At 67.9% G+C, this 23,952-nt stretch carries 19 protein-coding genes and 1 pseudogene; 1 reads left to right on the forward strand and 19 read right to left on the reverse strand.

The window, feature by feature from the left end; translation table 11 throughout:
• Positions 1–9 precede the first annotated feature (9 nt).
• Positions 10–183, forward strand: a pseudogene (locus tag JG540_RS10330) (IS110 family transposase); the annotation flags it as partial.
• A gap of 158 nt (positions 184–341) precedes the next feature.
• Here the strand turns inward: JG540_RS10330 and JG540_RS05405 are convergent.
• The 19 genes from JG540_RS05405 to uvrC all read right to left on the reverse strand — a co-directional run bounded on the left by JG540_RS05405 (position 342) and on the right by uvrC (position 23,849).
• Positions 342–1,556: a pentapeptide repeat-containing protein gene (locus JG540_RS05405; protein ID WP_200274655.1), complete on the reverse strand. Its 1,215-nt coding sequence runs from the start codon at positions 1,554–1,556 to the stop codon at positions 342–344.
• A gap of 749 nt (positions 1,557–2,305) precedes the next feature.
• Positions 2,306–3,313 carry a hypothetical protein gene (locus tag JG540_RS05410; RefSeq protein WP_200274656.1) on the reverse strand — a complete coding sequence of 336 codons (1,008 nt, stop codon included), beginning with the start codon at positions 3,311–3,313 and terminating at the stop codon, positions 2,306–2,308.
• Between the two features lie 847 nt (positions 3,314–4,160).
• Positions 4,161–6,329 carry a bifunctional cytidylate kinase/GTPase Der gene (der, locus tag JG540_RS05415; protein ID WP_200274657.1) on the reverse strand — a complete coding sequence of 723 codons (2,169 nt, stop codon included), beginning with the start codon at positions 6,327–6,329 and terminating at the stop codon, positions 4,161–4,163.
• A gap of 441 nt (positions 6,330–6,770) precedes the next feature.
• Complete coding sequence (locus JG540_RS05420) at positions 6,771–8,159, reverse strand: prephenate dehydrogenase (protein ID WP_407648353.1); 1,389 nt, start codon at positions 8,157–8,159, stop codon at positions 6,771–6,773.
• A gap of 206 nt (positions 8,160–8,365) precedes the next feature.
• The gene (locus JG540_RS05425) at positions 8,366–9,322 is read right to left on the reverse strand and encodes a pseudouridine synthase (protein WP_200274658.1); all 957 of its coding nucleotides are present in this window, start codon (positions 9,320–9,322) and stop codon (positions 8,366–8,368) included.
• Positions 9,319–9,945, reverse strand: a complete 627-nt coding sequence (gene scpB, locus JG540_RS05430) for an SMC-Scp complex subunit ScpB (protein WP_200274659.1) — start codon at positions 9,943–9,945, stop codon at positions 9,319–9,321. The genes JG540_RS05425 and scpB overlap by 4 nt, the downstream gene beginning before the upstream one ends.
• Positions 9,942–10,793 (reverse strand): segregation and condensation protein A, encoded by an 852-nt coding sequence (locus JG540_RS05435; RefSeq protein WP_200274660.1) that lies wholly within the window; start codon positions 10,791–10,793, stop codon positions 9,942–9,944. The genes scpB and JG540_RS05435 overlap by 4 nt, the downstream gene beginning before the upstream one ends.
• Positions 10,783–11,649, reverse strand: a complete 867-nt coding sequence (locus tag JG540_RS05440; RefSeq protein WP_200274661.1) for a ParA family protein — start codon at positions 11,647–11,649, stop codon at positions 10,783–10,785. Before JG540_RS05440 ends, JG540_RS05435 begins: the two co-directional genes overlap by 11 nt.
• 82 nt (positions 11,650–11,731) lie before the next feature.
• On the reverse strand, positions 11,732–12,649 hold the full coding sequence (locus JG540_RS05445) for a site-specific tyrosine recombinase XerD (RefSeq protein WP_200278144.1): 918 nt from the start codon (positions 12,647–12,649) through the stop codon (positions 11,732–11,734).
• Between the two features lie 67 nt (positions 12,650–12,716).
• A complete protein-coding gene (secG, locus tag JG540_RS05450; protein WP_200274662.1) occupies positions 12,717–12,959 on the reverse strand; it encodes a preprotein translocase subunit SecG in 243 nt (80 codons plus the stop codon).
• A 216-nt stretch (positions 12,960–13,175) separates the two neighbouring features.
• Entirely contained in the window at positions 13,176–13,955 is a 780-nt protein-coding gene (gene tpiA / locus JG540_RS05455; RefSeq protein ID WP_200274663.1) for a triose-phosphate isomerase, read from the reverse strand.
• Between the two features lie 5 nt (positions 13,956–13,960).
• Positions 13,961–15,154 (reverse strand): phosphoglycerate kinase, encoded by a 1,194-nt coding sequence (locus JG540_RS05460; RefSeq protein WP_200274664.1) that lies wholly within the window; start codon positions 15,152–15,154, stop codon positions 13,961–13,963.
• A 137-nt stretch (positions 15,155–15,291) separates the two neighbouring features.
• Entirely contained in the window at positions 15,292–16,299 is a 1,008-nt protein-coding gene (gap, locus tag JG540_RS05465) for a type I glyceraldehyde-3-phosphate dehydrogenase (RefSeq protein ID WP_200274665.1), read from the reverse strand.
• 230 nt (positions 16,300–16,529) lie between these two features.
• The gene (whiA, locus tag JG540_RS05470) at positions 16,530–17,510 is read right to left on the reverse strand and encodes a DNA-binding protein WhiA (RefSeq protein WP_200274666.1); all 981 of its coding nucleotides are present in this window, start codon (positions 17,508–17,510) and stop codon (positions 16,530–16,532) included.
• Between the two features lie 77 nt (positions 17,511–17,587).
• Positions 17,588–18,595 carry a gluconeogenesis factor YvcK family protein gene (locus JG540_RS05475; RefSeq protein ID WP_200274667.1) on the reverse strand — a complete coding sequence of 336 codons (1,008 nt, stop codon included), beginning with the start codon at positions 18,593–18,595 and terminating at the stop codon, positions 17,588–17,590.
• 6 nt (positions 18,596–18,601) lie between these two features.
• On the reverse strand, positions 18,602–19,564 hold the full coding sequence (rapZ, locus tag JG540_RS05480; protein WP_200274668.1) for an RNase adapter RapZ: 963 nt from the start codon (positions 19,562–19,564) through the stop codon (positions 18,602–18,604).
• A 218-nt stretch (positions 19,565–19,782) separates the two neighbouring features.
• A complete protein-coding gene (locus tag JG540_RS05485; protein WP_200274669.1) occupies positions 19,783–21,198 on the reverse strand; it encodes a glycoside hydrolase family 1 protein in 1,416 nt (471 codons plus the stop codon).
• Positions 21,199–21,302: 104 nt separating this feature from the next.
• Complete coding sequence (locus JG540_RS05490) at positions 21,303–21,647, reverse strand: PTS sugar transporter subunit IIA (protein ID WP_200274670.1); 345 nt, start codon at positions 21,645–21,647, stop codon at positions 21,303–21,305.
• 24 nt (positions 21,648–21,671) lie between these two features.
• The gene (gene uvrC, locus JG540_RS05495) at positions 21,672–23,849 is read right to left on the reverse strand and encodes an excinuclease ABC subunit UvrC (protein WP_200274671.1); all 2,178 of its coding nucleotides are present in this window, start codon (positions 23,847–23,849) and stop codon (positions 21,672–21,674) included.
• Positions 23,850–23,952 lie beyond the last annotated feature (103 nt).

Below are 23,952 nucleotides of genomic sequence, written 5' to 3' on the forward strand. Positions count from 1 at the left end.
ACCTCACACAAACGAGCCATGTTCCTGTCAGCCGTTGCTTCCCTGCGATCCGATCCAGTTTCCCAAGCCTACTACCAACGCAAACGCGACCAAGTCAAACGCCACAACCAGGCTATCCTCGCCCTGGCCCACCGCCGCATCCTGACCCTTCACACCATGATCCGCAACGGCACCCTCTACGACCCACGACCAGCCACAAAACTACTCGTGGCAGTTAACACACCACATAGGGACAACCCCCGAACTGGCTGCCACAGCTTGAGACACACTAAAGGGGCATCCTATTGGGCGAAAACTGCATCAGTGAGCATTCTTAGCGGAAGCCTTTCTAGTGAAGTTAACTAATCTGCAAACTGAACCCAGCTCGCACCCCAAGGAAGGCCGGTTTCTGGGTTTAGTGGAACCCCTTCTGGCAATACTATTGCACGTCCATCATCTTTAATCTCTTGGTTGAACTTCGCCTCCTTAAAGGTCGACTTTCCACCAAAGTAGGTGTTCGAAAAATTTGCGTCGCAACGGAACTCCGCCTCATCGAAGTTAACGACCCCCTCAAAGCCTGCCCGATCGAAATCGACATACTCATGAAATCGCGTTTCACAGAACATGGTTTTACTATAGAAATGCACCCCGCCGAAAATGGCTATGTCATGGAAGTCCGAATTCCAAAAGTTGGCTTGATATAGCCTTGAACTCAGGAAAGTAGCGGGACCCAAGAATTGTGTGCCGGAGAAGTTTATGAAACTGTTGATAGTTGCATTACGAAGATCTAGATGCTCCACAAGTACCGCGCCATGCAGATCTAGAGTACAGTCGCACCAGAGCTGGTCGTTTTCCACTTCCTGTATCACAACATCCTGTTCACCTGCCCCTTCTCTGGCTTGACGCAAGTGTTGAGCTAGTACGGTCAGAACCGTTGACTCTACGGGGCCATCTGTATGCAGACATTTACTCCCGTTGACAACTACCATATTCTTAATATCTTCTTCGACAGCAGGTTCCCGGCAACCTCTTTCAGTACGTAGATATCCACACAAAATGTCTACTACTCGTTGTCGGTAACTTCCTTGATAGCGGTCTGCCACATCCGCCAGCGCATACACTCCCGCAATACGCACTTGCGGCGAACCACTTCCTAGTTGTTCCACAGCAGCAAGGAGCTTTGTCTCTGCTTCACGTTGGTCGAGCCGGGATTCTTCTAGCTCCGCACTCGCTCGTTCGCGGAACTTGATAACGAGATACCCTACTGCTCCTATACCACCTATGATCGTCAATGTAATTCTCGCAATATCGAGTGCCGCACCATTGCTAGGGATATGGTCAGATTTCTCTATTATTTCTGACCGTGCGCTAGGGGAAGACAGAGGATCTGAAGGCGTCGTGGGCTGCATTACCTCCACACTATCCTGCGTTTTTTTCTGCAGCCACCCCCGGGACCAAGGTTTCATGTCCCCCCAGAACCAAACTAAAAACAAAAAAAGCACTATAGATAGCGCGGTCCATGCAGCAATCAGATAAAAAAGCTTTCGCCCCGCATTCCGCTTCTTTTGCTTGTTCATTCTATTTAACCATGTTCCTGACTGATCGTGGATGATGTAATTGCATGAAGTTCGACGCAGTTAGTTTTTCAACGACTTATTAACTTTGTGTTCTACGCGCTCTCTTTCTTGCGTAACAGTGGGCTTGGTTGTAGATTCGCGCGGGTTGCTTCAGACTCAAAATGTAATCGACACTACTTAAATCCGGACAATGATAATACTCCCCACGTCCCGAGCTGGCCGCTGAGTTCCTCGTCCAGGAACCTTTCCGCTACCTGCACAGTCAACACCTTTAGATGACCCAGTGGACAAGCCAAGGAAATGCTGAACTCTTTTACCTGAGTCACAACCTTGACGATTTTCTCCCGCTAGTTACCTAACGTGCTGCCAGTTCCTTCATCGGCAGAGTTGATGCTGAGATCACTTCCCTAGCACGACCACCCCGTGGCTCAAGAACTGCTACCAGACGTTGTCGTTTATTCTATCATGACTCCTCCCAAGCCGACATGTGACATAGTCAGTTACGCTGTTTCCCAACAAGATCGCACTAGTGGCTAACGGACACACCTTTTCGTGCTATACATTTTCTTAGTTGACGCCTAAATTGTTCTAGAAACGTGAGACTGAATTGCAATCTATCACTTAGGTGCCGCTGTCAAGTAACGACGGAGCGTGACTCCCGTGTCACTCACCCATAACGCCTATAATCAAACTTGTTAGCCCTGTTATTACCGAGCCACAGTAGCACTGTCAAACTTCTTTCTATCATACTATAAGCACGGAACACCCGAGGAAGTGGGCAGAGGATAGTCACGGAAGTTCTTTTCTTCAAGTCTGCCCGTGTTGAGCCCCTCTCGCAGACTTGAAAAGTTTGGAGAAAGCACCGCATCTTCGGTAATGATCTCCCGGAGCGCAGCATCATTATCCTCATAGCAGGCCCGCACCTCAGTAAGATATTCACCTCCCACCGAAGCAGCTCTATAGATATCTTGTTTTTTGGAAACTGTTTTACGCCCATCCTCACCCAACTCTATAAGTTCATCGGGCACCCAGATTCGATGAACGGCACTAAAGTCTCCGAAAGGCAGTGAAACAATAATTGGATTAGGTAGTTTGTGAACAGTTCCGTCATCTTGCTTGAGAGTGAGACTAAGTTTATACAAGTACACGTTAAGCGTGCTGTGATCTTGTCCCAGCATTCTAATTGGAAAACTAATACTCTCGGCGTCATTGGCGCGAATATTCAGCCCCGATCCAAGATCTATGTCTATTCTTGTACCAAGAGTAGGATTTATCGGCAGTTCGACCACCCTACATGCGGCAGGCTCTAAGAGTCCGCCATCACCAAGCCCTTGGGGGCATGCCCTTAAGAATTTGTAGTCGTCTATCGTTACCCACGCCTGGTCTATGACTACGTTACTTTTACCGCTATTTCTTATTGTTAGATTGATTCCTCCCACACGCATCCTGTCAGCACGATCGTAGACCTTAGGCTTGAAATACAGCTTCTGGGACGGTTCAAAGCTTCGCAAACCGTAGACGGAAACTATGGCTACTAGTAAAAATACGACAATCGTGGCAGCGGCCACTCGAAACTGTTTTACAATCCCCTTGACCGGGAATGACAAATAGGCAGATCTAGTACGCTTTGTTTCAACAGTTGTGACACCTATACTCTCGGGCGAAACACTTTCCTGAGCGCTCGTATTCTTTATCCTTTCTGCCTTAGTTACGGCTTTGCTCGTTCTGTTTTTCGATGAAAGATCATCGTTGCCCATATTGCCTCCTTGTGTTATTCGTGAGTGAGGTAACTCGGCTATCTTGCCGCATTCTGGTACCATCACATGAAAGACCTGCTTAGACGACCATCACAAAGGAATGATAAGTTCATCATATATATGAGCTAGAATGTGGCGGCGCGGAGTAATAAGGGGCAAGTACGCTGTAGTCCTATAGCATGAGGGTGGGACTAGCAACGCCCTTCTACGATCATGTTTTCTCGACACCTCCTGAGAGATTTCCGCATGCCATCCTATCCTGCCATCCTTGACCTACCTAAGGCCACTGCCCGCACTGTGTCCGCCTGGCTGACCGCCCACGCAATGTCCGTAACATCCGCCCCACCAGCGGGCGGCTGCCTACCGGATCCATGCCGTCCTGGTGCAGCTGTGGCTCGTTGAGGCGACCAGTATGCGTGTCCCGGCCGGGGATACCGGCATCTCGCTGGCCATCGCCTACCGGTAACTGTACGAAGCCCTGAACGTGGTCAGCCAGTATCCACCAGACCTGATCGCCACGCTAAAGGACATGGTGGACGCTGGTGCCCTACCTGTGGCTGGACAACACGTTGATACCCACCGACCGGCTTGCACCTCTGGCAAGCACCTGCGGTACTCCGTCAAACACAAGCACCTTGGCGGCAACCTCCAGGTCCTAACCGACCACGCGGGCTACCCCTTCTGAGTCTCACCCGTGGAGCCCGACTCGACCCACGACATCAACGCTGCCTGCGCCTAAGTGCTCAGCGCTCTGTACAAGGCCACCCACCAAGGGATGCCCGCAGCCGCCGTATGCCAGTCCCGTTTCCGACCAGGACGGCCTTACTCCAGCCGCCCCACCGTCGTCTCAGCGCTTCTGCTTGCGCTCGCGCTTCTCGCGCACACGCACCCCGATCTGGATGGGCGTGCCCACGAAACCGAACTCCTCACGCAGGCGCCGCTCAATGAAGCGCCGGTAACCGGCGTCCAGGAACCCGGTCGTGAAGATGACGATCCGTGGCGGGGCCGCCTGCACCTGGGTGCCAAAGAGGATCCGCGGCTGCTTGCCGCCGCGCAGCGGGTGCGGGGTGGCCGCCTGCAGCTCCCCCAGGAAGGCGTTGAGCCTGCCCGTGGGCACCCGCGTCGTCCAGCCCTCCAGGGCCGCGTCCAGGGCCCGCACCAGCCGGTTCGTGTGCCAGCCCGTCAAGGCCGACAGGTTGATGTGCGGCGCCCAGGACACGTGCGCCAGGTCGTGCTCGGTCTCCCAGGCCAGCATCTTCTGCCGCTCCTCGTCCACCAGGTCCCACTTGTTGTTCACCAGCACCAGGGCGCGGCCCGCGTCCACCGCCTGCTGGATCACCCGTACGTCCTGCTCCGTGACCGGCTCGGAGGCGTCCAGCAGCACCACCGCCACCTCAGCCTTCTCGATCGCGCCCTGCGTGCGCAGCACCGCGTAGTAGTCGGCGCCGCGCGTCTGCCGCACCCGGCGGCGGATACCCGCCGTGTCCACGAACACCCACTTGCGGCCGTCCAGATCCAGCACCTCGTCCACCGGGTCCCGGGTGGTGCCAGCCAGCTCGTTGACCACCACGCGCTGCGCGCCCGCCAAGGAGTTCAGCAGGGAGGACTTGCCGACGTTCGGCCGCCCCACCAGCGCCACCCGGTGCAGGTCCCCCTCCGGGGCTGGCGGCGCCACCTGGGACACCTCCGGCAGCACCGCCATGCAGGCGTCCAGCACGTCCCCGCTGCCCCGACCGTGCAGGGCCGACACCGGGAACGGCTCCCCCAGCCCCAGGTTCCACAAGGCGGCCGCGTCCCCCTCCTGGGCCGGGGAGTCCACCTTGTTGGCGGCCAGCACCACCGGCTTGCCGGAGCGGCGCAGCATCCGCACCACCTGGGCGTCCGTGTCCGTGATGCCCACCTGGGCGTCCACCACCAGCAGCACGGCGTCGGCCATCTCCACAGCCACCTCGGCCTGGGCGGCGACGGCGGCGTCGAGCCCCTCCACGTCCACCTCCCAGCCACCGGTGTCCACGATGGTGAAGCGGCGCCCCACCCACTCCGCCGGGTAGGAGACCCGGTCCCGGGTCACCCCCGGCGTGTCCTGCACCACGGCCTCGCGGCGGCCCAGCACCCGGTTGACCAGCGTGGACTTGCCGACGTTCGGGCGCCCCACCACCGCCAGCACCGGCAGCCCGGCCTCCACACGGGCGGCCAGGGGCACCTCCTGGTCCTCCTCCAGCAGGGCCAGGTCCGCCTCGTCCAGCTCGTAGTCCTCCAGGCCCCGGCGCATGGCCTGCACCTGCAGGGCCTGCTCGGCGTCCAGCTCGGCCTCGGCGCTGACGGCCTCCTCCACCAGGTCCAGGACGTGCTCGACCGTCTCCTCCAGGGTCATGTCGGAGGAGTTCACCAGGGTGACTCCCTCGGGGGCGGTCAGGAACTGGGAGACCGTGGCGTCGTCCCGGTCGCGGCGCACCACCTGGTCACGCAAGGCGGCGGCGTCCACGCTCTTGCCCGCCGCCTCCAGGTCCTTGGCCCGGCGGGACAGGCGAGCCTCCTCAGAGGCCGTGACCAGCAGCCGCACCTCGGCGTCGGGAGCGATCACCGTGGTCACGTCCCGGCCCTCCGCCACGATGCCCGCGCCCCCGGCGAAGCAGCCGCTCAGGCCCAGGGCCTCCCGCTGGATGATCTCGCGCTGCAGGCGGGCCAGCTCCGCACGCACCTCCAGGTTGGTGGCCACCTGGGAGACGACGGTGGAGATGTGCGGGTCGCGGATCGCCTGGCTGATGTCCTGGCCGTCGCAGGCGACGCCGGGGTCCTGCGGGTCCAGGCCCATGTCCAGCGGCATGGTCTTGACGGCGCGGGTGACGGCGGCGGCGTCCGACAGGTCCACGCCGCTGTGCTCGCACCACCAGGCGGCCGCGCGGTACATGGCGCCCGTGTCCAGGTAGGCCAGGCCCAGGGCGTGGGCCACACGCTTGGAGACGGTGGACTTGCCTGAGCCGCTCGGCCCGTCAATGGCGACGACGATTCCCATGGGTGCTCCTGGGGACAGGGCCTGATGTGGCCGGTTTCTGCGGTTCCTGGGCCTAGCCTGCCACGTGCGGCCGCCCCAGTTGCGGTGGCGGCGGATGAGATCGGTCGCTATTGCCGCAGCCGCCTGTCACGGTTGCACGGAGGTCTGTCTCGGCCTGTCACGGTTGTGCCAGCCGCCTGCCACTGTTGCTAGGAGGTCCGTCGCTGACGCCCGGAGGTCTACAGGAACTTGTACTTAGGTTTACCTCACTGGTCTCACGGTTCATATGTCCCGGTCTCGCGAGACCGGGACATATGAACCGTGAGACCGGGACGTATGTACCACGAGATCGGTCCACCCTGACATTTCTGTGGAGAACCTGTGGATAACCGTCCCGGTCGGCGCAGCAGAACAGACCGCGGCGCGAGCCTGCCGCGTAACCGGCTGCCGCCGCCCAGGCTCTCAGGCCCGCACCAGGCGCCAGCCGCCCTCCTCCAGGGCAGTCTCCAGCCCCTGGGCGGCACCGGGCAGCACCGAGAGCATCGCCACCCCGGCCCGCTGCCCCGGCGAGTGCTCCATCGCGAAGTCCTCGATATTGACCCCCGCAGCACCCACCTCGGAGAACAGCCGCCCCAGCTCCCCCGGCTGGTCAGGCACGAGCACCTGCACCTGCGCGTACCGCCTCGGCGCGCCTCCGTGCTTGCCCGGGATCCGTGCCTGCCCCGCGTTGCCCCGGGACATGACCTGCATGATCGCCCCGACGGCGCCCGGCGCCACCAGCCCCGTGCTCCCCCGGGCCTCCGGGGCAAGGGCAGTTTCCGACGCCCTCAGTGCTCCGCTCGCTCCTCCGGCGCTGCCTGGCTCCACCGCAGCAGGCGCAGTTCCCGACGTTGCCGCACCGCCGGGCACGAGCCCTCTCGGACCGGCCGTCGCGGCCTGCGCAGCCGTCCTCCCGGCTGTCGCAGCCACCCCGGCGGCCCCTGAGGTGCGCTCCAGCCCAGTCCCCTGCGGCTCAGGCTGCTCCGCCCTGGCGGATGCCTCCCGCTCCAAGCCCGCGATAAGCTCGTCCAGGTCCGCCCGCAGCTCGCGCAGCAGCACGCTGACCGGCCCGGCGTTACCCACCAGGATCGCTGCCCACAGCCTCGGGTCCGAGGCCGCGATCCGGGTGGTGTCCCGCAGCCCCTGCCCCGCCAGGGCCAGCGCCGACTCGGGCAGCCTCTCCAGCCGGGCCGCCAGCAGCGAGCTCACCAGCTGGGGCAGGTGGCTGACCGCCGCCACGGCCGCGTCCTGCTCGGCCGCCTCCATGCGTACCGGCGTGGCCCCGACGTCGACCACCAGGTTGCGCACCTCCAGCACCGCCGCCGGGTCGGCCTGCCCCGCCACCAGCACCCAGGGGCGCCCCACGAACAGCTCCGAGTGGGCGGCCCCCGCGCCGGAACGCTCCCGCCCGGCCATGGGGTGGCTGCCCACGTAGCGCCGCGCTGCCTCACCGGCGGCAGCCACCTGCTCCGCGATACGGGCCTTCACGCTGGCCACGTCAGTGACGACCGCCTGCGGGTGCTCCCGCAGGGCATGCACCACGACGGCGGCGGCGACGTCGGGAGGGGTGGCCACCACCACCAGGGCGGGCTCCGGGCTGGCGACGGTGCGCACCTGCCCCGCCCCCATGTCCCGTGCCAGGGCCAGCGAGGTCGGCGAGGTGTCAGCCAGCTGTACCTCCACCCCGGCGGCCGTCAGCGCCAGGGCCAGGGAGGTCCCCAGCAGGCCGGTGCCCACCACCAGCACCGGCCCCTTGGTGGCCACCTGGTACGCGTCCGGCCCCCGGTGCTGGCCCGCAGCCGGACCACCCAGCCCGGAAAGACCGTTAGCGGCCCCGCTAGCCGCACCAACAGACCCCGCCGCCGCGCCGTCGCCGGAGCCCGTACGAACAAGGGCTGGAACCACCCCGGCACCGCTCACCGCCGAGCCACCAGCCTCAGCGGCCCCGCAGCCAGGCCCGGCAGGTACCCCGCCCGTGGCCGCCGTCTCGGCCCCGGCCGCAGGCCCCGGGCCCGCAGTCACAGGCCGACCTCCTGCTGCAGCGACTGGACCTCCCGGGCCGTCAGCACCCGGGCCTCCCCCGGCCGCAGGCCCCCCAGGCTCAACGGCCCCAGGCGGGTGCGGGCCAGCCGCAGCACCGGGTGCCCCACGGCCTCCAGCATCCGCCGCACAATCCGGTTGCGCCCCGAGTGCAGGCTCAGCTCCACGATGCTGCCCGCCGGGCCGGAATCCTTGACCACCACCTTGTCGGCGGCCACCGGCCCGTCCTCCAGCTCGATGCCGCGCCGGAGCTTGCGCGGCACCCAGGCCTCCACCTGCCCCTCCACGATCGCCACATAGGTCTTGGAGATCTCATAGCTGGGGTGCATAAGCCGGTGGGAGAGCTCGCCGTCATTCGACAGCAGCAGCAGCCCCTCCGTGTCCGTGTCCAGCCTGCCCACGTGCACCAGCCGCACCTCACCGGTGGTAGGCAGCTCCTGGGCGTGCTCCGCCAGCCAGCGGCGGCCGTACTCCCCCACCGTGGGACGCCCCTGCGGGTCGTCCATGGTGCACACCATGCCCGCCGGCTTGTGCAGCAGCAGGGTGACCACGTCCGGGTCGGTGAGGATCCGCTGCCCGTCCACGCGGATCTCCTGGCTGACCGGGTCCACCCGCAGCCCTACCTCCCTAACCACCACACCGTCCACGCGCACCCGCCCGGCGGCGATCATCAGCTCGGCGGCCCGCCGGGAGGCGACTCCGGCGTGGGCCAGCACCTTCTGGAGGCGCTGCCCCTGGGCGACGTGCGGGTCCTCCTCCCCGCCCCGGCTCGCGCGGCGGGCCGCCTCCAGCGCGGCGGCCTCTTCCTCCTCGCTGAGAGCCGTGGCGTCAAACTCCGCCAGCTCGGCGGCGTCAGCGTTAGGCGGGAGCTCTTCCAGGTCGTCCTCGTCGTAGAACTCCTCAGCCCCCAGGTCCAGCTCCTCTTCACGGCTCATCGCAGGCTCCTCCCGTCCAGCTCTTCCTCAATCTCCCCCAGCGCGGAGGCCTCCGGCAGGTAGGGCGCCAGTGGTGGCAGCTCCTCCAGGCTACGCAGGCCCATGTACTCCAGGAACTCGGTGGTGGTGCGGTACAGCAGTGCCCCGCTAGGCTCCTGCCCGTCCTCCACGATCAGGCCGCGCGCCAGCAGGGTGCGTACCACCGAGTCCACGTTCACGCCCCGCACCGCCGCCACGCGCCCCCGGGTGACGGGCTGGCGGTAGGCGATGACGGCGAGCGTCTCCAGGGCGGCCTGCGACAGCCGCGCCGTCGCCCCGCCCACCACGAAGCGCTCCAACAGGTCGGAGAACTCGGGGCTGGAGGCCAGGCGCCAGCCGCCCGCCACCGCCCGCAGCACGAAGCCCCGTGGACTAGTGCCTGCCAGCTCCCCGGCGTACTCGGCGGCCAGGGACTCCAGCAGCTCGCGGGCCTGCGCCTCCTCCACCCCCAGGGCCTCTGCCAGGGCGGCCTCGCTGACGGGCTCCTCCGCCACGATCAGCACCGCCTCCGCGGCGGCCCGTAGCCGCTGGGGGGCGACGGCGCTGAGCTGGCCCTGCTCCGGGGACTGTGCTGCACGGCTCAATCGAACTCCTCCTCAAGGTCGGTGGTGCTAAGCCCGGTCATGTCGTCCGCACCGGCGCACCAGGTCACGGTGATCTCCCCCAGCACGCTGCCCTGCTCCAGCTCCACGCTGGCCTGCCGGTAGAGGATCAGCAGCGCCAGGAAGCGGGAGATCACCACGGCCGTGCGCTGCGCGTCCGCGACCAGCTCGGAGAAGGTCAGGGTGTGGTGCTGGCGCAGCCGCAGCGCCAGCAGGGCCACCTGCTCACTGACGGGCACGGTGGTCTCGTGCAGGTGGACGGTCTGCACGCCGTCCTCCCGGGGACGAGTGATTGCCGCCACCGCCAGGCGCGCCAGGTCCTGCGGGCTGATGGTGGCTACCAGCTGGGGCAGCAGGGCCGCCAGGTGCGGCTCCAGGGCCGCCCGCCGCGGGTGGGAGCGGCTGGCAGCCTCCGACATGCTCCGCAGGGCCGCCGCAGCCTCTTTGAAGGCCCGGTACTGCAGCAGCCGGGCGAAGAGCAGGTCGCGGGCCTCCAGCAGCTCCAGGTCCTCTGTGTCCTCCTCCCCGGTGGAGGGCAGCAGACGGTGGGCCTTGAGCGCCAGCAGGGTGGCGGCCACCACCAGGAACTCGCTGGCCTGCCCCAGGTCCCAGTCTGATTGCATGTGGGCCAGGAACTCGTCGGTGACCTCCGCCAGGGCCAGCTCGGTAACGTCCAGCCGCTTGCGGGCGATCAGTGTGAGAAGGAGGTCAAAGGGGCCCTCGAACTGGGCCAGTGCCACCTGGAAGCCGGGGACCCGGGCGGAGGCGCTGTCCGTGGGCGTCAGGGCCTCGACGGCGCCGGGCGCGGTGCCTGTGGCCTCAGGCGACATCACCGCGGGCTACGAGCTCGCGGGCCAGCAGGCGGTAGGCCTCCGCGCCGGAGTGGCTGGGGGCGTACACGGTGATCGGCTCGGCCGCCACGGAGGCGTCCGGGAACTTGATGGTGCGGCGGATGCAGGTGCGCAGCACCTGGTCGCCGAAGGCCTCGTCCAGGCGCTCCAGCACCTCCCGGGCGTGCAGGGTACGGGTGTCCACGATCGTGGTGAGGATCCCGTCGATCTCCAGGCGGGGGTTGAGACGGTCGCGCACCCGGTCCACGGTGTCCACGAGCAGGGCCACGCCGCGCAGCGCGAAGAACTCGGCGGCCACCGGGATGACGACGCCGTGGGCGGCGGCCAGGGCGTTGATGGTCAGCAGGCCCAAAGAGGGCTGGCAGTCGATCAGGATGAGGTCGTAGTCGTCCAGCACGGAGCGCAGCACCCGGGCCAGGGCCTGCTCCCGGGCTACCTCGTTGACCAGCTGGACCTCGGCGGCCGACAGGTCGATGTTGGCGGGCACAATGTCCAGGCCCGGGACGGCGGTGGGCACGATCACCTGGGTGACGTCCGGGTGGGAGTCCACCAGCAGGTTGTATATGGTCTGGTCCATCTCGTGGGCGTTGACCCCCAGCCCGGCGCTGGCCGCCCCCTGCGGGTCGAAGTCGACGATCAGCACCTTGCGCCCGTACTCGGCGAGCGCCGCCCCCAGGTTGATGGTGGTGGTGGTCTTGCCCACGCCACCTTTCTGGTTGCACATGGCGATGATCCGCGCCGGTCCGTGGGAGCTCAGCGGAGCAGGTTCAGGGAAGTCCACCCCCTGCTCAGAGGCAGGTGCGTCTAGGAGGCCGGGCTGCACTGAGTCGTTCACGTGCCCACAGTAGCCGAGACTGGTGGCACTGTGCCGGAAGGTGGCGCGCTTTCCGCTGCTGGGGCACCGGTCCTGGCAGCGCTCAGCCCCGGGCGCGGGGGTGGCTGGTCGCGTAGACCTCCCGCAGGTGGTCCACCGTCACCTTGGTGTAGATCTGGGTGGTGGTCACCGAGGCGTGCCCCAGCATCTCCTGGACCACCCGGACGTCGGCGCCACCAGCCAGCAGGTGGGTGGCGAAGGAGTGGCGCAGCGTGTGCGGGGACACGCGCCCGCCCGTGTCCTCCTGGCCCAGCCCGGCGTGCGCGGCCGCCGTCTGCAGCACCGCCCAGGCGGACTGGCGTGACAGCGGCCTGCCCAAGGTGTTCAGGAAGACCTGGGGAGCCCCTCGGCCCTTCATACCCAGCACCGGGCGGCCCCGCACCAGGTATGCATCCAGGGCCTCCCAGGCGAGCCGTCCCATGGGCACGATGCGCTCCTTGCGGCCCTTGCCGAACAGCCGCAGGCAGCCGCCTTCCCGGTCCAGGTCGTCAACCACCAGGCTGACGGCCTCAGAGATGCGGGCCCCGGTGGCGTACAGGAGCTCCAGCAGGGCGCGGTCCCGCAGGCTCACCGGGGAGTCGTCCGGGCTGGCGGCCTCCAGGAGCCGGGTGACCTCCTCCACGGCCAGGGCCTTGGGCAGACGCCTGCCCACCTGAGGCGGGTGCACGGCCGCGGAAGGGTCCGCCTGCGTGTCCCCCTCTGCCAGGAGGAAGCGGTGCCAGCCCCGCACTGCGGTGATGGCGCGCGACGCGGAGGAGGCAGCCAGCACCCGGCCGCCGTCGGTGCCGGTGCGCAGGGCCTCCAGGAAGGAGGTGACGTCACCCTCCCCCGCCAGGCCGGGCTCGCTCACGCCGCGGGAGCGCAGGTGCGTGCAGTAGCGACGCAGGTCCCGCTCATAGGCGCCCAGGGTGTTGGGGCTCAGCCCCCGCTCCACCCGCAGGTGCGCAAGATATCCCCGCAGTGAGCGCTCCAGGGCGTCACCACGGGGATCGTGCGGGGGCCTGTCAGCGGCCGTATCCGTCTCCGGCTCAGACGAAACGGGCCAGCAGGCCCAGGCCCACGATGGTGGCTGACCAGAGCAGAACCACCCCGACGGTGATGCGGTTCAGGTTCCGCTCGGCCACCCCGGATGAGCCTGCCGAGGAGGAGATGCCTCCACCGAACATGTCGGAAAGGCCGCCGCCCTTCCCCTTGTGCAGGAGGATCGTCATGATCAGGAAGAAGCTCGACAGCACGAGCAGCACCTGGAGGATGATTCGCAGAACGTCCACTGGACGGTCCCTTCCTTACCGGGATTGGGTTTCTGGCTGCGGGCAGCAGCCGCTGCCTACGAGGCTGATCATAGCCAAGAACAGGCGTGGTGCCCGTAACCCCTACGTGTGAGGTTACGGGCACCACAGCCCATTGCCTGCCATGCTACCAGCCTTTACCAGCTTCTGCGGGCGCGGTCTGCCGGACCGCAGCGCTGGTCGGGGCCGACGTCCGGGTCAGGCGTAGAAGCGGCACATCTCCGCGAAGGAGTCGGCCTTCAGCGAGGCCCCACCGATCAGGGCGCCGTCGATGTCGGCCTGGGCCATGAGCTCCTTGATGTTGCCGGGCTTGGCGGAACCGCCGTAGAGCACCCGGGTGGCCTCAGCGGTGGCCTGCCCGTAGTCCTCCAGGAGGGCCGCACGGATGGCGCCGCAGACCTCCTGGGCGTCGTCGGCGGTGGCGGTCTCGCCGGTGCCGATGGCCCAGATGGGCTCGTAGGCGATGACGATCTTGGCGACGTCCTCGGCGCTCCAGCCCTTGAGGGCGGCGCGGATCTGCCCGAGCACGAAGTCCACGTGGGTGCCCGCCTTGCGGACCTCCAGGGCCTCGCCGCAGCACAGGATCGGCGTCATGCCGGCGTCCAGCACCTTGCGGGCCTTGGCGCCGACCAGCTCGTCGGACTCGTTGTGGTACTCGCGGCGCTCGGAGTGGCCCATGACCACGTAGCTGCAGCCGAGCCTGGTGAGCATGGCGGTGGAGACCTCACCGGTGTAGGCGCCGTTGTCGTGGACCGACACGTCCTGGGCGCCGTACTTGATGCCCAGCTCGTCGGCCTCGACGATGGTCTGCACGGTGCGGATGTCCGTGAAGGGAGGGATGACCAGGACCTCGCACTTGGAGTAGTCGTGGCCGTGGTCCTTCAGCTCCAGGGCCAGGCCCTGGACGAGGTGGTTGGCCTCCAGGTGGTCGAGGTTCATCTTCCAGTTGCCCGCCATCAGCGGGGTGCGGTTGCTCATGTGTTTCAGCCTTCCAGTACGGAGATGCCGGGCAGAACCTTGCCCTCAAGGAGCTCGAGGGAGGCGCCGCCGCCGGTGGAGATGTGGGAGAAGGTGGACTCGTCAAAGCCCAGGGTGCGCACGGCGGCGGCAGAGTCGCCACCACCGATCACGGAGAAGGCCGCGGACTCGGAGATGGCCTGGGCCACGGCCTTGGTGCCCGAGGCGAAGGCCTCGAACTCGAAGACGCCCATGGGGCCGTTCCACACCACGGTCTTGGAGGTGGCGATCGCCTCGGCGTAGAGCCTGGCGGTCTTGGGGCCGATGTCCAGGCCCATCTGGTCGGCCGGGATGGAGTCGGCGTCCACGATGGTGGCGGGGGCGTCCGCCTTGAACTCGGGGGCGACGACGACGTCCACGGGCACCAGCAGCTCGACGCCGTTGGCCTTGGCGGTGGCCAGGTACTCCTTGACGGTGTCGACCTGGTCCTTCTCCAGCAGGGAGGTGCCCACCTCATAGCCCTGGGCGGCGAGGAAGGTGAAGCCCATGCCTCCGCCGATGAGCAGGCGGTCGGCCTTGCCCAGCAGGTTGGCGATCACGCCGAGCTTGTCCGAGACCTTGGAGCCGCCCAGCACCACGGTGTAGGGGCGCTCGGGGTCGTTGACGGCCTTGGAAAGGGACTCGATCTCCTTACCCACCAGCAGGCCCGCGGCGGAGGGCAGGATCCTGGCGACGTCGTAGACGGAGGCCTGCTTGCGGTGGACCACGCCGAAGCCGTCGGAGACGAAGACGTCAGCCAGGGCGGCCAGCTCGGCGGCGAAGGCGGCGCGCTCGGCGTCGTCCTTGCTGGTCTCAGCGGCGTTGAAGCGCACGTTCTCCAGCAGGACGATCTGCCCCTCCTGGAGGGCGGCGACGGCGGCCTTGGCGGACTCGCCGACGGTGTCGTCGGCCAGGGTGACCTGCACGCCGGTGACCTCGGCCAGGCGCTTGGCCACGGGGGCCAGCGAGTAGTCAGGGTTGACCTGGCCCTTGGGGCGGCCCAGGTGGGCGGTGATGATGACCTTGGCGCCAGCGTCCAGGAGCCTGCGCAGGGTGGGCAGGGCGGCCTGGATGCGGCCGTCGTCGGTGATGTTCTTGTCCGCGTCGAGCGGGACGTTGAAGTCGGAGCGGACGAGGACGCGCTTGCCCTTGAGGTCGCCCAGGGACTCGATGGTCTTCATAGAACCTCTTATCAGTCGTGGTTGGGTGGGAGGGAGGTCTCAGCGTGGGCCGCCTGGTACGGGCGACGCCCGCGCACGCCAGGAGGTGTGCGCGGGCGTCGTCGTCAGCGGCTCATCTTGTGAGCGTCAGCCTTGGCTCAGGCCAGCTTGGAGCCGACGAGGGAGGTCAGACGGACGAGGCTGTTGGAGTAGCCCCACTCGTTGTCGTACCAGGAGACGACCTTGACCTGGTCACCGATCAGCTTGGTGAGCTGGGAGTCGAAGATGGAGGTGTGCGGGTCGCCGACGATGTCGGTGGAGACCAGCGGCTCCTCGGAGTAGGCCAGGACGCCCTTGAGCGGGCCCTCGGCGGCCGCCTTCATGGCCGCGTTGACCTCCTCGGCGGTGCAGGGCTTGGCGGGCTTGAAGGTCAGGTCCACGACGGAGCCGGTGGGGACCGGGACGCGCATGGCGTAGCCGTCGAGCTTGCCCTTGAGCTGCGGGAGCACCAGGGAGACCGCCTTGGCGGCACCGGTGGAGGTGGGGACGATGTTCAGGGCGGCGGCGCGGGCACGACGCAGGTCCTTGTGGGGGGCGTCGTGGATGCGCTGGTCACCGGTGTAGGCGTGCACGGTCACCATGAGGCCGGACTCGATGCCGAAGCTCTCGTCGAGGACCTTGGCGAAGGGGGCCAGGCAGTTGGTGGTGCAGGAGGCGTTGGAGATGATGTGGTGGTTGGCGGGGTCGTAGTCGCCCTCGTTGACGCCCATGACGAAGGTGGCGTCCTCGTTCTTGGCGGGGGCGGAGATGATGACCTTCTTAGCGCCACCGTCGATGTGCGCCTTGGCCTTGGTCGCGTCGGTGAAGAAGCCGGTGGACTCGATCACGACGTCAACACCCAGCTTGCCCCAGGGCAGGTTGGCGGGGTCGCGCTCGGCCAGGGCCACGATACGGTGCCCGTCCACGGTGATGGACTCGTCGTCGTAGGAGACCTCGGCGCCCAGACGGCCCATGATGGAGTCGAACTTGAGGAGGTGGGCGAGGGTCTTGTTGTCAGTCAGGTCGTTGACGGCGACGACCTCGATGTCCGCGCCCTGCTCAAGGGCGGCGCGGAAGAAGTTGCGGCCGATGCGGCCGAAGCCGTTGATACCAACGCGGGTGGTCACTTTGTGTCCTCCTAGTGCGCCGGAGAGGGCGCACGCTGTTCTTGCTCTGGTGCACACCAGGTGTGCCCGGATCCCGGCAGGTGGTCCCACCGAGGGCCGGCCCGCTGAGTCTAGCGTGACGCCAGTCGCCTTGTCGCACCTGGGGGACGCCCGTGGCGAACATCCGGGCTCCAGCTCCCGCTAGCCGCCCCTGTGCCCCGGCGGATTGCCCAAAGGTCCCAGGATCAGGGTCACAGGTCGAGCATGTCCTGGGTCAGGACCGACTCGGTGTCCGGTACCCCCAGCTCGTGGGCGCGCTTGTCCGCCATCGCCAGGAGACGGCGGATACGGCCTGCCACGGCATCCTTGGTCAGCTGGGGCTCAGAGAGCTGGCCCAGCTCCTCCAGGCTGGCCTCCTTGTGCTCCATGCGCAGGCGCCCGGCCTGCACCAGGTGCTCGGGCACGTCCTCGCCCAGGATCTCGAAGGCCCGCTCCACACGCGCCCCGGAGGCCACGGCGGCCCGGGCGGAGCGGCGCAGGTTGGCGTCGTCGAAGTTGGCCAGGCGGTTCGCGGTGCCCCGCACCTCCCGCCGCTCCCGCCGCTGCCCCCAGGCCCGGTTGGCGACCAGGGCCCCCATACGGTCCAGCAGCACACCGATCGCCTCGCCGTCGCGCACCACCACGCGGTCGGTGCCCCGCACCTCCTTGGACTTGGCGATAACCTCAAAACGGCGGGCGGCACCCACCAGCGCCAGGGCAGCCTCGCTGCCCGGGCAGGTGACCTCCAGGGCGGAGGAGCGCCCCGGCTCCGTCAGGGAGCCCCGCGCCAGGAAGGCCCCCCTCCAGGCAGCTCCGGCACAGCGCCGCCCCCCGCGCACCACGGCCACGGGCATGCCCCGCACCGGGTGGCCGTGGCCGTCCACCAGCCCCACCAGCCGCGCCAGCTCGCGGCCCCGGTCAGCCACCCGCACCTGGTAGCGCGGGCCCCGCTGCAGGGAGCCGGCCTCGATCGAGATCACCTCGCAGTCCACCGCGTACAGCTCCTTGAGCGAGCCCACCAGGCGGTTGACGCTGGCGGCGTGGTCCAGCTCGGCCTCCACCACGATCCGCCCGGAGACGATATGCAGACCGCCCGCGAAACGCAGGATGGCGGCCACCTCCGCCCGGCGCTGCTCCGCGGTGTCGCCGGTGAGGCGGGCGAGCTCGTCCTTGACGGACGTGGTCAGTGACATGTGGCTCCTCCTGGATCCGGGTGGCACCGGGACCCGGTGCACTGGGCTCTGTGCGTCAGCTCGCTGCTCACAGCCTCTCACAGGTGGGCACGGGTGCCCACGTCACCCACGAAGCCGTCAAAGGCGTCCCGCAGGGCGGCGGCGAGCCGCAGCGGGTCGTGGTTGCAGCTCGCCTGGCCGGTGCGGACCTGCCGCAGCACCAGGGTAGCCCCCAGCTCCGCGGCCACGGACTCCAGCTGGTCCAGGTCGTCCACCGCAGAGGGGTCCGCCAGCACCACGTCCAGCCGCAGGCCCGGGGCGTACTCGGCCAGCACCCGCAGGTGGTCGGCCGCGTTCATGCCATCGGTCTCGCCGTCCTGGGTGGTCAGGTTCATGATGACCGCCCTGCGCGCCCGGGTGCGCAAGATGGCCTCCCGCATGGCGGGCAGGATCACGTGCGGCAGCACGGAGGTGTACCAGGACCCGGGCCCCAGCACCACCCACTCGGCCTCATCGATAGCGGACACCGCGAGCGGGTGGGCGTCGGCGTCGCGCGGCTCCACGCAGACCCGCTCCATACGGCCCCGCGTCCTGGCCACGGCCACCTGCCCACGCACGTGCTGGGTCACCCCCCGGACCGGGTCCACTATGTCCGCCTCGATCACCAGCGGGCAGGGGCTCATGGGCACGACCCGGCCGTGCACGCCCAGCAGCCGCCCCACCCAGGCCAGCCCCTCCACCTCGTCGTCCAGGAGCTGCCACAGCGCCAGGATCAGCAGGTTACCCAGGGCGTGGTTGTCCAGCTCGCCGGAGCCGTGGAAACGGTGCTGCAGCACGTCCCGCCAGGTCAGGCCCCACTCCGAGTCGTCGGTGAGCGCCGCCAGGGCCATGCGCAGGTCCCCCGGGGGCAGGCAGTCGAAGTCCTGACGCAGCCTGCCGGACGAGCCGCCGTCGTCAGCCACGGTGACCACGGCGGTGATCCGGTGGGTCAGGTGCCGCAGGGCCCGCAGGGTGGAGGACAGACCGTGACCGCCACCCAGGGCCACGACCTTCGGCCCCTCCTCACCCCGCCGAGGCCAGCCCGCCGGGTCCAGTGTGGTGCCCATACTGCCTCACTCCCGGCCCAGGTCCCGGTGGTTGGTGGTGACAGCGAAGCCCGCCTCCCGCAGGAAACGGCTGACCCGCTCCGCCGAGGCCACCGAACGGTGCTTACCTCCCGTGCAGCCGAAGGCGATGGTCACGTGCGACTTGAGCTCGTGGACATAGCTGGGCAGCGCCCCGGCCAGCAGCCTGGCGTAGCCGTCCACGAAGGCCGCCGCCCCCTCCTGGGCGAAGACGTACTCGGCCACCGGCCCGTCGCGGCCCGTCAGGTGCCGCAGCTCGGAGACCCAGTAGGGGTTGGCGATGAACCGCAGGTCCGCCACGTGGTCGGCGTCCAGCGGGATGCCGTACTTGAAGCCGAAGCTCATGACGTGGACCTTCAGGGCCAGGTCGGACTCGGTGGCCACCAGCTCCCGCACCCGGCGCGCCAGGCCGTGCACGGACAGCTGGGTGGTGTCGATCATGTAGTCGGCCATGCCCGCCACCGCGGACATGAGGGTGCGCTCGTGGCGGATGCCCTCCAGCACCGAGTCCGTGCCCTGCAGGGGGTGAGGGCGGCGGGAGGACTCGAAGCGCCGCACCAGCTCCGCGTCAGAGGCGTCCATGAAGATGACCCGCAGGTTCACCTGGGACTCGCGCAGCTCGCGCACGTACTTCATGAGCTCGGCGAAGAAGCTGCGGGAACGCACGTCCACCACCGCCGCCAGCCGGTGCACGCCCGCGCCCACCGTGGTCATCATCCCGGCCAGGGCGGGCAGCAGCTGGGGCGGCAGGTTGTCCACCACGTACCAGTCCAGGTCCTCCAGGGCGTTGGCAGCCCGCGACCGCCCGGCCCCTGACATGCCGGTAATGATGATCATCTCCGGCCGGACAGCAGGCGGCACCGGGGGGCACTCCTCGTCCAGCTCGGGGATCTCGATAGGAACGGTGTCTTCGGGCCGCCGGGGCGGCTGCGGCGGGTCCTGGGGGTCCATGGCCCAAGCATGGCACGACCGCAACCAGCTGTGGGACTGCCTCTCCATTGGCTCGTTTGGTGCCCGCTGCCACGCGTCGGGCAGGCACGGGGCGGGCAGGCTGCGGGAGGGCGTCATCTCGCGACTACGTCAGCCCCCTGTAGGCGCACGTTCGTACCACCCCATCAAGGCCCGCCCGTGAGGTGGCCGCACCTACGGCGCGCGCGGCCCGGCCCCGGTCAGGCCAGCAGGGAGCCTCCGTTGGTGGCGATGACCTGCTTGTACCAGGCGAAGGACTTCTTGCGGTGGCGCGCCAGGGTCCCGCTGCCGTCGTCGTGGCGGTCAACGTAGATGAGGCCGTAGCGCTTGGACAACTGCGCGGTGGAGGCCGAGACGCAGTCTACGCAGCCCCAGGCCGTGTAGCCCATGACCTCCACGCCGTCAGCAAGGGCCTCAGCTACCTGCAGGAGGTGGTCGCGCATGTAGCTGACGCGGTAGTCGTCCTCCACGGTGAGCCTGCCGTCAGGCCCGGTTACCAGCTCGTCACGTGCGCCCAGGCCGTTCTCCACTATGAACAGCGGCTTGCCCCAGCGGTCCCAGTAGTCGCCCAGGATGGTGCGCAGGCCGAGCGGGTCTATGGCCCAGCCCCACTGGGAGACCTCCAGGGTGGGGTTACTGACTCCCCCCATGAGGTTGCCCCCGCCTGCCTGACGGGGCTGGGTGGCGGTCTCGCAGGAGGACATGTAGTAGCTGAGGGAGACGAAGTCCACCGTGTTCTCGGCCAGGGTGCGACGGTCCTCGTCAGTGACGTCCAGCTCCACGCCCTTGTCCCGCAGCGTGCGCAGGAAGTACCCGGGGTAGCGCCCGCGCACGTGCACGTCCCCGAAGGCGTAGTTGGCGCGCTCAGCCTGCTTGGCCGCCCAGACGTCCCGAGGGTCAGGTGTCAGCGGGTAGAAGGGGACGGCCAGGATCATGCACCCGACCTGGATATCAGGACTGGTCTCGCGGGCGATGCGCGTGGCGGCCGCAGAGGCGACGAGCTCATGGTGGACCGCCTGGTAGAGGTCCTGGTCGCTCAGCTCCTCCTTGGGCGTGCCGATGCCCCCGGACATGAAGGGCTCGTGGAGCACGGAGTTGATCTCGTTGAAGGTCAGCCAGTACCTGACGCGCCGCCCGTAGCGCTCGAACAGGGTACGGGCGTAGCGCTCGAAGAAGCCGATGAGCCTCCGGTCGGTCCAGCCGTTGTAGGTCTCGGTCAGGTGCAGGGGCGTCTCGTAGTGGCTGATGGTGACCAGGGGCTCGATGCCGTGCTTCTCCAGCTCGTCCAGCACCCGGTCGTAGAAGGCCAGGCCCTCCTCACAGGGCTCGGTCTCATCACCCTGGGGGAAGATCCTGGACCAGGCGATGGAGAAACGGAAGACGGTGAAGCCCATCTCGGCCAGCAAGGCGATGTCCTGGGCGTAGCGGTGGTAGAAGTCGATGCCGACAAGCTTGAGGTTGTCGGGGGTGGGGACCTGGGTGCGCGGGCCGACGATGCCCTGGGGCAGGACGTCCTGGACGCTCAGGCCCTTGCCCCCTTCGTCGTAGGCGCCCTCGTACTGGTTGGCGGCCAGGGCGCCGCCCCACAGGAAGCCCTCGGGGAAGGTGGTGGTCATGGTTCTAGTCCTCTCGTGGTGGTGCGGGGGTCTCGCAGCGGCAGCTGCTCTGCTGGTTCTGGGGGACGGGCCTGACGTCCTGGGAGCCGGGGGCCGCAGGGACCTCACTGGTGGATCTCGACCACGGTCTCACCTGCGGCCACCGTCCCGGCGACGACGGGGACGACGCCGCGCAGGGCGCCTGTGCTGGTCACCACCAGGACGGTGGTGGGATCCTGCTCGGACCGGCGCAGGAGCTCGAGGTAGACCTCGGCCAGCGGCTGGCCCCGCTCAACCCTCTGACCGACGGCCACGAAGACGGTGAGGACCTCCCCCCGGAGCGCCACGGGGTCCATGCCGACGCGGACGAGCACCTCCGCGGCGTCGTCGGTCCTGATGCCGTAGGCGTGCCCCGAGTCCGTGGAGGTTGCCCACCTCCCGGTCCGCCTCAGCGCGCGCCAGGACGACATTGTCGCTGAGCACACGGAGGATCCTCATGCCTGCCCGTCCTTCCCGGTGGGCTCCGTGCGCGCGACCTCGGCGCCCGGCTCGCCCGAGCTGTTGAGGTGGGCCAGGACCGTGGCGGCCAGGGCCGGGCCGATGCCCTTGACCTGGGCCAGGCGCTCGGGCGAGGCAGAGCGGATCCGCTTGACCGAGCCGAGCTCGCGCAGGAGCGCCGCCTGCCGGGCCGGTCCCAACCCCGGCACCGAGTCCAGCACCGAGCGGGTCATGCCCTTGGAGCGCCTGGCCCGGTGGTGGGTGATGGCAAAACGGTGCGACTCGTCGCGCAGGTGCTGGAGCAGGTAGAGGGCCGCGGAGCTGCGCGGCAGGACCACCGGGAACTCCTCCCCCGGGACCCACACCTCCTCCAGGCGCTTGGCCAGACCCACCAGGGGCACCTCCAGCCCGAGCTCGTCCAGGACCTCCTGGGCGGCTGCCACCTGGGGCGGGCCGCCGTCCACCACCACCAGGCTCGGGGCGTAGGAGAAGCGGCGGGCCCGGCCGGTGGCGGGGTCCACCGGGCCGGAGACGACGGGTACGCCGTCACCCTCCACGCCGACCAGCTCGGCGTCGGCCTCGCTGAGGCGCCCCTGCTCGGCCAGCAGCCGCTTGAGGCGGCGGGTGAGGACCTCACGCATGGCGGCGGTGTCGTCGGCGGCCCCCTGTCCCTGCGTGCCGTGGACGGTGAAGCGTCGGTACTCGCTCTTGCGGGGGGCGCCGTCCTCGAAGACCACCATGGAAGCCACCTGGAAGCTTCCCTGCGTGTGCGAGACGTCGTAGCACTCGATGCGCAGCGGCGCCTCCGGCAGGTCCAGGGCCTGGGCCAGCTCCTCCAGGGCCACGGAGCGCTGGGTCAGGTCCCCGGCCCGGCGGGCCCGGTGCAGGCGCATGGCCTCCTCCGCGTTCTTGCGCACGGTCTGGGCCAGGGCGGCCTTGTCCCCCCGCCGGGGGACGCGCAGGTCCACCGCCGCGCCCCGCAGCCCCGCCAGCCAGGCGGCGGTGGCCTGCGGCTCCGGGGGCAGCACGGGCACCAGGATCTGCCTGGGCACGGCGGTGGTGGCGGTGTGGGCGACGTCGTCGACGCTGGTGGGGGCGTGCTCCCCCGCCTGGGGGCGGCGCTGCTGGGTGCCCCCGGTCCGGGGCGCCGGGGCGGACGGGGCCCGCTTGCCGACCCCCAGGGTGGTGGTGGGGCCGGAGGCGGCCGGGGCGGGCAGGGCGTCGTCCTCCGGGCTGACCAGGTCCCCGTAGACCTGCTCCAGGAGCTTGCCGACCAGCTCGGAGTCGGTGAGCTCCTCCACCAGCTCCACCACCCAGCCGCGCTGGCCCCGGATGCGCCCGCCCCGCACGTGGAAGACCTGCACGGAGGCCTCCAGCTCGTCGCGCACCAGGGCGAACACGTCGGCGTCGGTGGCGTCCGGCAGGACGACGGCGTTGCGCTCCACCACCTTGCGCAGGGCGTTGGCGTCGTCGCGCAGGCGGGCGGCCTTCTCAAAGTCCAGGGCGGCGGCCGCGGCCCGCATCTGGGCCTCGAGCTCACGCAGGTAGGGGCCGGTGCGCCCGGCCATGAAGGCGCACAGGTCCTCGGCCAGGGCCCGGTGCTCCTCGGGGGTCACGCGGCCTACGCAGGGGGCGGCGCAGCGGTCGATGTAGCCGAGCAGGCAGGGGCGGCCGGAGGCCTGGGCGCGGCGCAGCACCCCGGGCGAGCAGCTGCGCACCGGGAAGACCCGCTGCAGCTGCTCCATGGTCTCGCGGATGGACCAAACCTGGGGGTAGGGCCCGAAGTAGCGGGTGCCCGCGCGCCGGGCCCCCCGCACCACCTGTACGCGCGGCAGCTGCTCCCCCATGGTCACGGCCAGGTAGGGGTAGGACTTGTCGTCCTTGTACATGACGTTGAAGCGGGGGTTGAACTCCTTGATCCAGGAGTACTCCAGGGACAGGGACTCCACCTCGGTCTCCACCACCGTCCACTCGACGGCGCAGGCGGTGGTGACCATCTTCTGGGTGCGGGGGTGCAGGGCCGCGAGGTCCTGGAAGTAGCTGGACAGCCGCTGACGCAGGTTCTTGGCCTTGCCCACGTAGATGACGCGGCCCTCCGCGTCCAGGAAGCGGTACACCCCCGGCGAGGTAGGGATCTCCCCGGACGCGGGACGGTAGGTGGAGGGATCGGCCATGCGCGTGAGCCTAACGGCTGCGCGGTGGCGGGCAAGCGGGTGGGTGGTCCGCCGGGAGCCGGGCCTGGGGAGCGCGGCTCCGGGTAGGCGGCACGGGCGGGAG

This window comes from Actinomyces weissii, assembly GCF_016598775.1.
GTDB classification, from domain to species: Bacteria; Actinomycetota; Actinomycetes; order Actinomycetales; family Actinomycetaceae; genus Actinomyces; species Actinomyces weissii.

Excerpts from the sequence above, each read along its gene's own strand:
- JG540_RS05405 (WP_200274655.1), bottom strand. The coding sequence starts at position 1,556 with ATGAACAAGCAAAAGAAGCGGAATGCGGGGCGAAAGCTTTTTTATCTG.
- rapZ (WP_200274668.1), bottom strand. The coding sequence starts at position 19,564 with ATGGACCCCCAGGACCCGCCGCAGCCGCCCCGGCGGCCCGAAGACACC.
- JG540_RS05425 (WP_200274658.1), bottom strand. The coding sequence starts at position 9,322 with ATGAGCCGTGAAGAGGAGCTGGACCTGGGGGCTGAGGAGTTCTACGAC.
- whiA (WP_200274666.1), bottom strand. The coding sequence starts at position 17,510 with ATGTCACTGACCACGTCCGTCAAGGACGAGCTCGCCCGCCTCACCGGC.
- JG540_RS05410 (WP_200274656.1), bottom strand. The coding sequence starts at position 3,313 with ATGGGCAACGATGATCTTTCATCGAAAAACAGAACGAGCAAAGCCGTA.
- der (WP_200274657.1), bottom strand. The coding sequence starts at position 6,329 with ATGGGAATCGTCGTCGCCATTGACGGGCCGAGCGGCTCAGGCAAGTCC.
- JG540_RS05485 (WP_200274669.1), bottom strand. The coding sequence starts at position 21,198 with ATGACCACCACCTTCCCCGAGGGCTTCCTGTGGGGCGGCGCCCTGGCC.
- JG540_RS05490 (WP_200274670.1), bottom strand. The coding sequence starts at position 21,647 with ATGTCGTCCTGGCGCGCGCTGAGGCGGACCGGGAGGTGGGCAACCTCC.
- JG540_RS05460 (WP_200274664.1), bottom strand. The coding sequence starts at position 15,154 with ATGAAGACCATCGAGTCCCTGGGCGACCTCAAGGGCAAGCGCGTCCTC.
- uvrC (WP_200274671.1), bottom strand. The coding sequence starts at position 23,849 with ATGGCCGATCCCTCCACCTACCGTCCCGCGTCCGGGGAGATCCCTACC.
- JG540_RS05475 (WP_200274667.1), bottom strand. The coding sequence starts at position 18,595 with ATGGGCACCACACTGGACCCGGCGGGCTGGCCTCGGCGGGGTGAGGAG.
- tpiA (WP_200274663.1), bottom strand. The coding sequence starts at position 13,955 with ATGAGCAACCGCACCCCGCTGATGGCGGGCAACTGGAAGATGAACCTC.
- JG540_RS05435 (WP_200274660.1), bottom strand. The coding sequence starts at position 10,793 with ATGTCGCCTGAGGCCACAGGCACCGCGCCCGGCGCCGTCGAGGCCCTG.